The sequence below is a fragment of the Nocardioides sp. genome (assembly GCF_035703625.1).
GTDB lineage: Bacteria > Actinomycetota > Actinomycetes > Propionibacteriales > Nocardioidaceae > Nocardioides.
Window position 1 is genome coordinate 1 of sequence record NZ_DASSXS010000234.1, and the last position, 6,804, is coordinate 6,804.

The 6,804-nt window shown below is 72.2% G+C and carries 7 protein-coding genes; 6 read left to right on the top strand and 1 reads right to left on the bottom strand.

Features of this window, described 5'->3' with window-relative positions:
* The 5 genes from VFN12_RS12065 to VFN12_RS12085 form a co-directional block, all read left to right on the top strand.
* On the top strand, positions 1 to 1,332 hold a 1,332-nt coding region (locus VFN12_RS12065), incomplete at its 5' end, for a hypothetical protein (protein ID WP_325118940.1).
* Positions 1,333 to 1,365: 33 nt separating this feature from the next.
* Complete coding sequence (locus tag VFN12_RS12070; RefSeq protein ID WP_325118941.1) at positions 1,366 to 2,307, top strand: glycosyltransferase family 2 protein; 942 nt, start codon at positions 1,366 to 1,368, stop codon at positions 2,305 to 2,307.
* Positions 2,304 to 3,065: a sulfotransferase domain-containing protein gene (locus VFN12_RS12075; RefSeq protein ID WP_325118942.1), complete on the top strand. Its 762-nt coding sequence runs from the start codon at positions 2,304 to 2,306 to the stop codon at positions 3,063 to 3,065. Before VFN12_RS12070 ends, VFN12_RS12075 begins: the two co-directional genes overlap by 4 nt.
* Positions 3,062 to 4,213, top strand: coding sequence for a dTDP-4-amino-4,6-dideoxygalactose transaminase (rffA, locus tag VFN12_RS12080; protein ID WP_325118943.1), 1,152 nt, complete (start codon positions 3,062 to 3,064; stop codon positions 4,211 to 4,213). Before VFN12_RS12075 ends, rffA begins: the two co-directional genes overlap by 4 nt.
* Positions 4,210 to 4,920 (top strand): class I SAM-dependent methyltransferase, encoded by a 711-nt coding sequence (locus tag VFN12_RS12085; protein ID WP_325118944.1) that lies wholly within the window; start codon positions 4,210 to 4,212, stop codon positions 4,918 to 4,920. Before rffA ends, VFN12_RS12085 begins: the two co-directional genes overlap by 4 nt.
* Here the strand turns inward: VFN12_RS12085 and VFN12_RS12090 are convergent.
* Complete coding sequence (locus VFN12_RS12090) at positions 4,888 to 6,159, bottom strand: lipopolysaccharide biosynthesis protein (RefSeq protein WP_325118945.1); 1,272 nt, start codon at positions 6,157 to 6,159, stop codon at positions 4,888 to 4,890. The genes VFN12_RS12085 and VFN12_RS12090 overlap by 33 nt on opposite strands.
* An 85-nt stretch (positions 6,160 to 6,244) precedes the next feature.
* Here VFN12_RS12090 and VFN12_RS12095 point away from each other — a divergent pair.
* On the top strand, positions 6,245 to 6,804 hold a 560-nt coding region (locus VFN12_RS12095), incomplete at its 3' end, for a DNA recombination protein RmuC (protein WP_325118946.1).

Here is a 6,804-nt window from a genome sequence, read left to right on the forward strand (position 1 = left end):
CCGCTCTCCCACCTGATCCCGGGGGTCGGGGTCGTGGCTGCCCGCCTGGCCGGAATCGACGACGTGCTCGGAATGCGGCTCCTGGTGCTGGTGCTGTCGGCGGTCACCGTGTGGCTGGCCTACCTCCTGGCGCGTGACACGCTCGGGAGCCGGCTGGAGGGTGCTGTGGCCGCCACGGCACTGCTCACGTTCCAGGGCTTCGTCGTGCTCGCCGCCGGCGGTCCCCGTGACAAGCCGATCATGGTGATGCTCCTGACCTGGAGCCTCCTGGCGGTTGTTCGTCGCCAGTGGGCATCGGCCGGCGTCCTCGTCGCGCTGACCACCCTCACCTGGCAACCCGCGTTCCCGGTGGGGGCGCTGGTCGCGGCGGTGGGCATGGCATCCCTGGGCCGACGGGCGCTCGTCGCCCCCCTCGTCCGGTTCACGGTGGGGGGCCTGGTGCCGACCGTGCTCTGCGTGCTGGGATTCTGGCTGGCCGGCGCCCTGCCGACCTTCATCGACGCCTTCCTGGTGATCCCGCTCCGCTACACCGTCCAGACCGGCCTGGTGGAGTTCCTCGGCACCAACGGCGACGCGCTGGTCGAGGGCTACGGCCCGGCGGTGTGGGCCATGCTGGCCGGCATGGTCGCCCTGGCCGTCGCCGCGAGTCGGCAGCTCGTCCGCAACCTCCGGGGAGGCCGAGCCGGCCACGAGATGGTGATGATGGGCGCCGGACTGCTGGCCGGCCTCCTCGTCTCGATGCGCGGCTTCAACGGCTGGCCCGACGCATTCGTCCTCCTGCCCTTTGCCTCGCTCGGGCTCGCCGTGATCGTCCACGCGCTCCGCTCGGCCCTCCCCCGAACCGGCCGAGTGGTGGGTGTCGGCGTCGTGGGGATCTCCCTGGCCGCCGGCGGCATGGTGTCCGTCACCAGCAGCAGCGAGGGGCTTCCGTTGCAGCGCGCTTCGGTCCGCGCCGTGCTGACCACCCTGGGGCCGGACGCCAGCGTGCTGTCCGTCGAGGCGCCCCAGGTGCTGGTGCTCAGCGGACGAACGAGCAGCACCCGCTACCAGATGTTCGCGGGCGGGATGAGCAACTACATCGACCACCACTACCCCGGCGGTACCGACGGGTACGCCCGGTGGGTGGAGGCGGAGGAACCCACCGTGATCGCGGTGCACACCAACGGCGACTTCGAGTGGCTGGCCGACATCCTGGAGCGCGACTACGTGGCCGTCGGCACGGCGCCCGGGTGGACGTGGTTCGTCGACCGCACGGTCGGGAATGCCACCCTCGACCAGGTCAGGCGGGCGCAGGAGCGCGCCCAGGAGCGCGCCCGACGCAACCGCCGTTGAGGCTACCGGGACGCCAGTGGGTAGCCTGCGACCGTGCCTCTCGACCCCACGGCGTTCACGTACTCGATCGTGATCCCCGTCTACAACAGCGAGCAGCTGGTCGGCGAAACCGTCGACCGGGTGGTCGAGGTCTTCACGACGGCCGGGCTCAAGCACGAGGTGATCCTGGTCAACGACGGGAGCCACGACCGCAGCTGGGAGGTCATCGCCGGTCGCGCCCGCGCCCACCCCCAGGTCACGGCGATCAACCTGCTGAAGAACTACGGGCAGCACCACGCCAACCTGGCCGGCTTCCACGAGAGCACCGGCGACTACGTCATCACGATGGACGACGACCTGCAGAACCCTCCCGAGGAGGCGTTGAAGCTCATCGACAAGGCGATGGACGGCCACGACCTGGTGTTCGGGCAGTTCGAGCGCAAGCAGTCGGCCGGCTACCGACGGATCGGCACCCGCCTGATCGGCATGATCAACCGGCGGATCTTCCTCCAGCCCCCCGACCTGGTGGTGTCCAACCACCGCATCCTGCGCCGTGACGTGGTCGACCGGATCTGCGCGGCCCGCAACGCCCACCCCTACATCACCGGCCAGGCGCTGCTGTACTCCAGCGACCGGGCCAACGCCCTGGTCCGGCACCAGCCCCGTCCCGCCGGCAAGAGCAACTACAGCCTGCTGCGGATCCTCTCCCTGGTGCTGACCATCCTGTTCAGCTACTCCTCCTGGCCCCTGCGGACGGCCGCGATCGGCGGGTTCGCCGTCGCCGGGCTGAGCTTCCTGCTCGGCGGCTTCTACCTGCTCAGCGCCGTCTGGCGCGACACTCGCGTCGAGGGCTGGACCACGCTGGTCGTGCTGGTCGCCATCTTCAGCGGCATCACCATCGCCATGCTCTCGATGATCGGTGAGTACGTCGTCCGCACCCTCGACGCGGTCAGCACCCAGGAGAGCTTCCACATCTCCGACAAGGTCACCGGATGACGCACCACTTCCTGGTGATCGGCGCCCAGCGGTGCGGGACGACGTACCTCCACGAGCTCCTGGCCGACCATCCCGACATCGCGATGGCCCGTCCGGCGCGGCCGGAGCCCAAGGTGTTCCTCGGCGACGAGGTCGTCGACCGGGGCGCCGAGTGGTACGACCGCACCTTCTTCGCCCACGCCGGCACGGCGACGGCGCTCGGGGAGAAGAGCACCAGCTACCTCGAGTCCCCTGACGCGATCCGCCGCGCGACAGCGGTCCTGGGCGGTCCCCGGATCGTGGTCCAGCTGCGCGACCCCATCGAGCGCGCCGTGTCCAACTGGGGCTTCAGCCGCTCGCACGGGATGGAGGAGCGCTCGGTCGAGGAGGCCCTCACCCGCAACCTCGAGGGCCCCCTCCCCTGGGACCCGCAGCTGACGTCGGTCTCCCCCTACGCCTACCTCGAGCGGGGCCGGTACGCCGACCACCTCGGGCCGTGGCTCGAGGCCTTCCCCGGCCTGGTCCGCGTGCAGTTCCTCGAGGACCTCGTCGAGGAGCCCGACCGGATCGGCGAGCTCTACCGGTGGCTGGGCGTCGACGCCGACGTCCGCCCCGCGTCGCTGGGGCAGCCGGTCAACCAGGCCGAACGACCCGAGGACACCCTCGACGCGGGGCTCGTCGAGCGGCTGCGCGACTACTACCACGACAGTGACCGGACGCTGGCCGGCCTGGTCGGCCGCGAGCTGCCCTGGCCCCACCCGGTGGGAGGCCCACGATGACCGAGCAGCCGACCATTCCGTTCAACCGGACCGCGCCAGAGGGCCGGGAGCTCGACTACCTGCGCCAGTCGGTCGAGGGCGGCCACACCTCGGCGTCCGGACCGTTCTCCAGGCGGGCGGCCGCGATCCTCCAGGAGGAGACCGGCGCCGAGGTGCTGCTGACCACCTCCTGCACGACCGCGCTCGAGCTCAGCGCCATGCTGCTGGACCTCGGGCCGGACGACACGGTCGTGGTGCCGTCGTTCACGTTCACCACCAGCGCTCTCGCCTTCGCACGGCAGGGCGCCCGCATCCTCTTCTGCGACATCGAGCCGGACACCCTCGGCCTCGACCCCAAGCACCTCGCCGAGCTGCTCGACGACACCGTCAAGGCCGTCGTCATCGTCCACTACGCCGGGATCGCCTGCGACGTCGACGGGATCCGGTCCGTGCTGGCCGACCGACCGGACGTGGCCGTCGTCGAGGACGCCGCGCACGGCCTCTTCGGGCGCTGGCGGGGCGAGCCGCTGGGCAGCCTGGGCCGGTTCGCCTCGCTCAGCTTCCACGAGACGAAGAACTTCGTCTGTGGCGAGGGCGGGGCCCTGCTGCTCAACGACCACCGCGACCTGGCGCCGGCCCGCGTGCACTACGACAAGGGCACCGACCGCCAGGCGTTCTTCCTCGGCCAGGTCGACAAGTACTCCTGGCGCGACACCGGCTCCTCGTTCGGACTCTCCGACACCCTCGCGGCCTACCTGCTGGCCCAGCTCGAGCAGGCCGAGTCGATCCAGGCCCGGCGCCGGCACGTCTTCGAGACCTACCGGGAGGGTCTCGCCGACGACGCCGCCGAGCTCGGGTTCCGGCTCCCGGTCGTGCCCGACGACTGCGACCCGGCCTTCCACCTCTTCTACGTGCTGATGCCCGACCACGCGACCCGCACCCGCGTCATGGACCTGATGCGCGAGGACGGCGTCTCGACGACCTTCCACTACGTCCCGCTGCACGACTCCGACGGCGGGCGTCGCTTCTCCGCCCGTGCGGTCGAGTGCCCCGTCACGAGCGACGTGAGCGGTCGGCTGATGCGGCTGCCGTTCTTCAACGGCCTCACGGGCGACGAGCTCGAGCGGGTCATGAGCTCGTTCCTGAGGGCGACAAGGGAGGCCACGTGAGCGACATCAGGAACCAGCCGGGTTCGTCCTCGATCGACCAGCCCGACTACTGGTGGTACCGCGCCCGCACCGAGCTGCTCCAGTCGGCCCTCGGCGACTTCCTCGGAAAGCCTCGCCGGCTGCTCGACGTCGGCAGCGCGGACGGGCCGAGCGTCGCCTGGATGCGGGGCGACCACCAGCGGATCGCGATCGACGTCGACCCTCGCGGCCTGGCCCCCGGCGAAGGCGTCTGCGCGTCGGCGCTCGCACTGCCGTTCCCCGACGGTGCGTTCGACGTGGTCGGTGCGTTCGACGTGGTCGAGCACTGCGACCCGGAGGACCTGGCGCTCTCGGAGCTCGCTCGCGTCCTGGCGCCGGGCGGCCGGATGCTGTTGTCGGTGCCGGCCTACCAGTGGGCGTGGACCGACCACGACGTGCAGGCAGGTCACTACCGCCGCTACACGCGGCGCCGGCTGGTCGCGGCCGTCGAGGGCGCGGGACTCGTCGTACGGCGCTGCACGCACGGCTTCGCCGGCGTCTTCCCGATGTTCGCCGCCGAGCGGGTCGTACGACGCATTCGGCGACCCGACCCCGGCGACGGACTGCCCCAGGTCTCGCCCACCCTCGACTCGCTGTTCATGAAGCTCAGCCGCGTGGAGAGCAGGCTGCTCCGCCGGCGCGACCTGCCGTTCGGCTCATCGATCTTCCTGAGCGCCGAGAAGCCCTGACCGGTCGCGGTCACCGGCCCCGCTGCGCACGTCCTCGGCGACCAGCCAGCAGAACGCCGCGGCCTCGACGACCGTGAACGTCCAGGTGGCGCGGTCCAGCGCGCTCATCGGCGACAGCCAGAAGACCAGCGCCCCCGGGACCGCGGCGACCACCCAGGCGCGCACCAGCGCCCCGGTCCGACCTCGCGCCAGGGCGGTGACGGTGAGGACGAGGTTGGCCAGGGCGAAGACGGTGCCGACGGCGATCAGCAGGGTCAACCCGCCCGGGAGCCGGACGCCCTCGCCGAAGATCAGCTCCATGAGCGGCGGGCCCGCCCAGTAGCCGGCGGCCGCGCCGACGACGGCCGCACCCAGCGTCGCCAGCACGACCCCGATCCGGAACCTTCGCAGCGCCTCCCGCCGGCCCCGGACCACCAGCACGGTGAGTCGTTCGGTCAGCTGGGAGACGAGTCCCAGCGCCAGCGTGTACGGCGCCCGGAACAGCGCCAGGCCGGCGAACAGCGCCGTGACCTCGGCCGGAGCCCCGCCCGCGGCGGCCAGCAGCACCGGTCCGCCGGTCAGCACCACCTGGCCGAGCAGCTGCCCCACCGACGCCCCGGTCACGAAGGCCAGGGGCGACTCCGCCCCCACGTCGTTGCCGGTGTCGGCAATCCGGTAGGTCGAGGGCCAGAAGCCGATCGCCAGGTAGCCCGCGACCAGCGAGAGTCCGTAGGCGACCGGGTCGTCGACGCCCGCGACCATCAGGGCCAGCGCGGCGACGCAGCGCAGGGCGTTCTCCGCCACCAGGGCCGCGCCCAGCGCGGGGAACCTGCGCCGCGCGGCCAGCAACCCACGCACGATCCCCATCGCCCCGGATCCCAGCGCCACGGCCACCACGAGGGCGGGAAAGGCGGCGTCGGAGCGGTGGAAGAGCAGGTCGCGCGCCCACCACGACCCGGCGCCGGCGACCACGCCGACGATCACCACGACGAGGATCACGCCTCCGAGCGCCCTGCGGACCGCCCACTCCCCCTCGTGGACGGTGACCGAGCGGGTGATCCAGTGCTGCAGCGGGAAGGTGAGGGCGGCTCCCGCGAAGCTCCACCACGCCCAGAGCACCGAGACCGGGGCCGCCGGGACCGGGCCGAGGGCCCGGGTCACCAGCGCGAAGAAGACGTAGGCCAGCAGGCCGCTGACGACGGACCCCAACGCCAGCGCCGAGGTGTCCCGGAGCAGGCTCCGAGGTCCGTGAGTGCGCATCGAGGGCGATTGTGCCCGATCCCCGCACCGGCGCCTCGCGCGCCGCTGCGCGGTGATGTCGGTGCCCTGGTCCATGCTCGTCGGCATGGAGATCCTGACCTCGTTCACGCTCGCGCTGGCCGGCCTGCTCCTGGGCCTGCTCCTCGGCGGCTGCCTGGGCCTGCTCTGGGCGCGCAGCCGGCCGTCGTACTCAGCCGGCATGGTCGACCAGGCCGAGGTGATGCAGGGCCTCGACCGCCTCAGCGACCAGATGCGCGACCTCGACCAGCACCGCGCGACGTGGCAGGGGGAGTTCCACCAGCAGGTCACCGACCTGGCCCGCGAGACCCGGTCCCTGTCCACCGCGCTGCGCCGGCCCCAGGTGCGGGGGCGCTGGGGCGAGCTCCACCTGCGCCGCGCGGTCGAGCTCGCCGGGCTGGTCGACCGCTGCGACTTCACCGAGCAGGTGCGCTTCGACGACGGCGCGCAGCGCCCGGACCTGGTGGTCCACCTGGTCGGCCGCCGCCAGGTCGTGGTGGACGCCAAGGTGCCGCTCGACGCCTACCTCGACGCCACGTCGACCGAGGACGACGCGACGCGCCGCGAGGCGCTCGGGCGACACGCCCGCCAGCTGCGCCAGCACGTCGACGGCCTCTCGTCCAAGGC

What these genes read in the sequence shown, in the direction of transcription:
- VFN12_RS12075 (WP_325118942.1), top strand. Translation starts at nt 2,304, where the DNA reads ATGACGCACCACTTCCTGGTGATCGGCGCCCAGCGGTGCGGGACGACG.
- rffA (WP_325118943.1), top strand. Translation starts at nt 3,062, where the DNA reads ATGACCGAGCAGCCGACCATTCCGTTCAACCGGACCGCGCCAGAGGGC.
- VFN12_RS12090 (WP_325118945.1), bottom strand. Translation starts at nt 6,159, where the DNA reads ATGCGCACTCACGGACCTCGGAGCCTGCTCCGGGACACCTCGGCGCTG.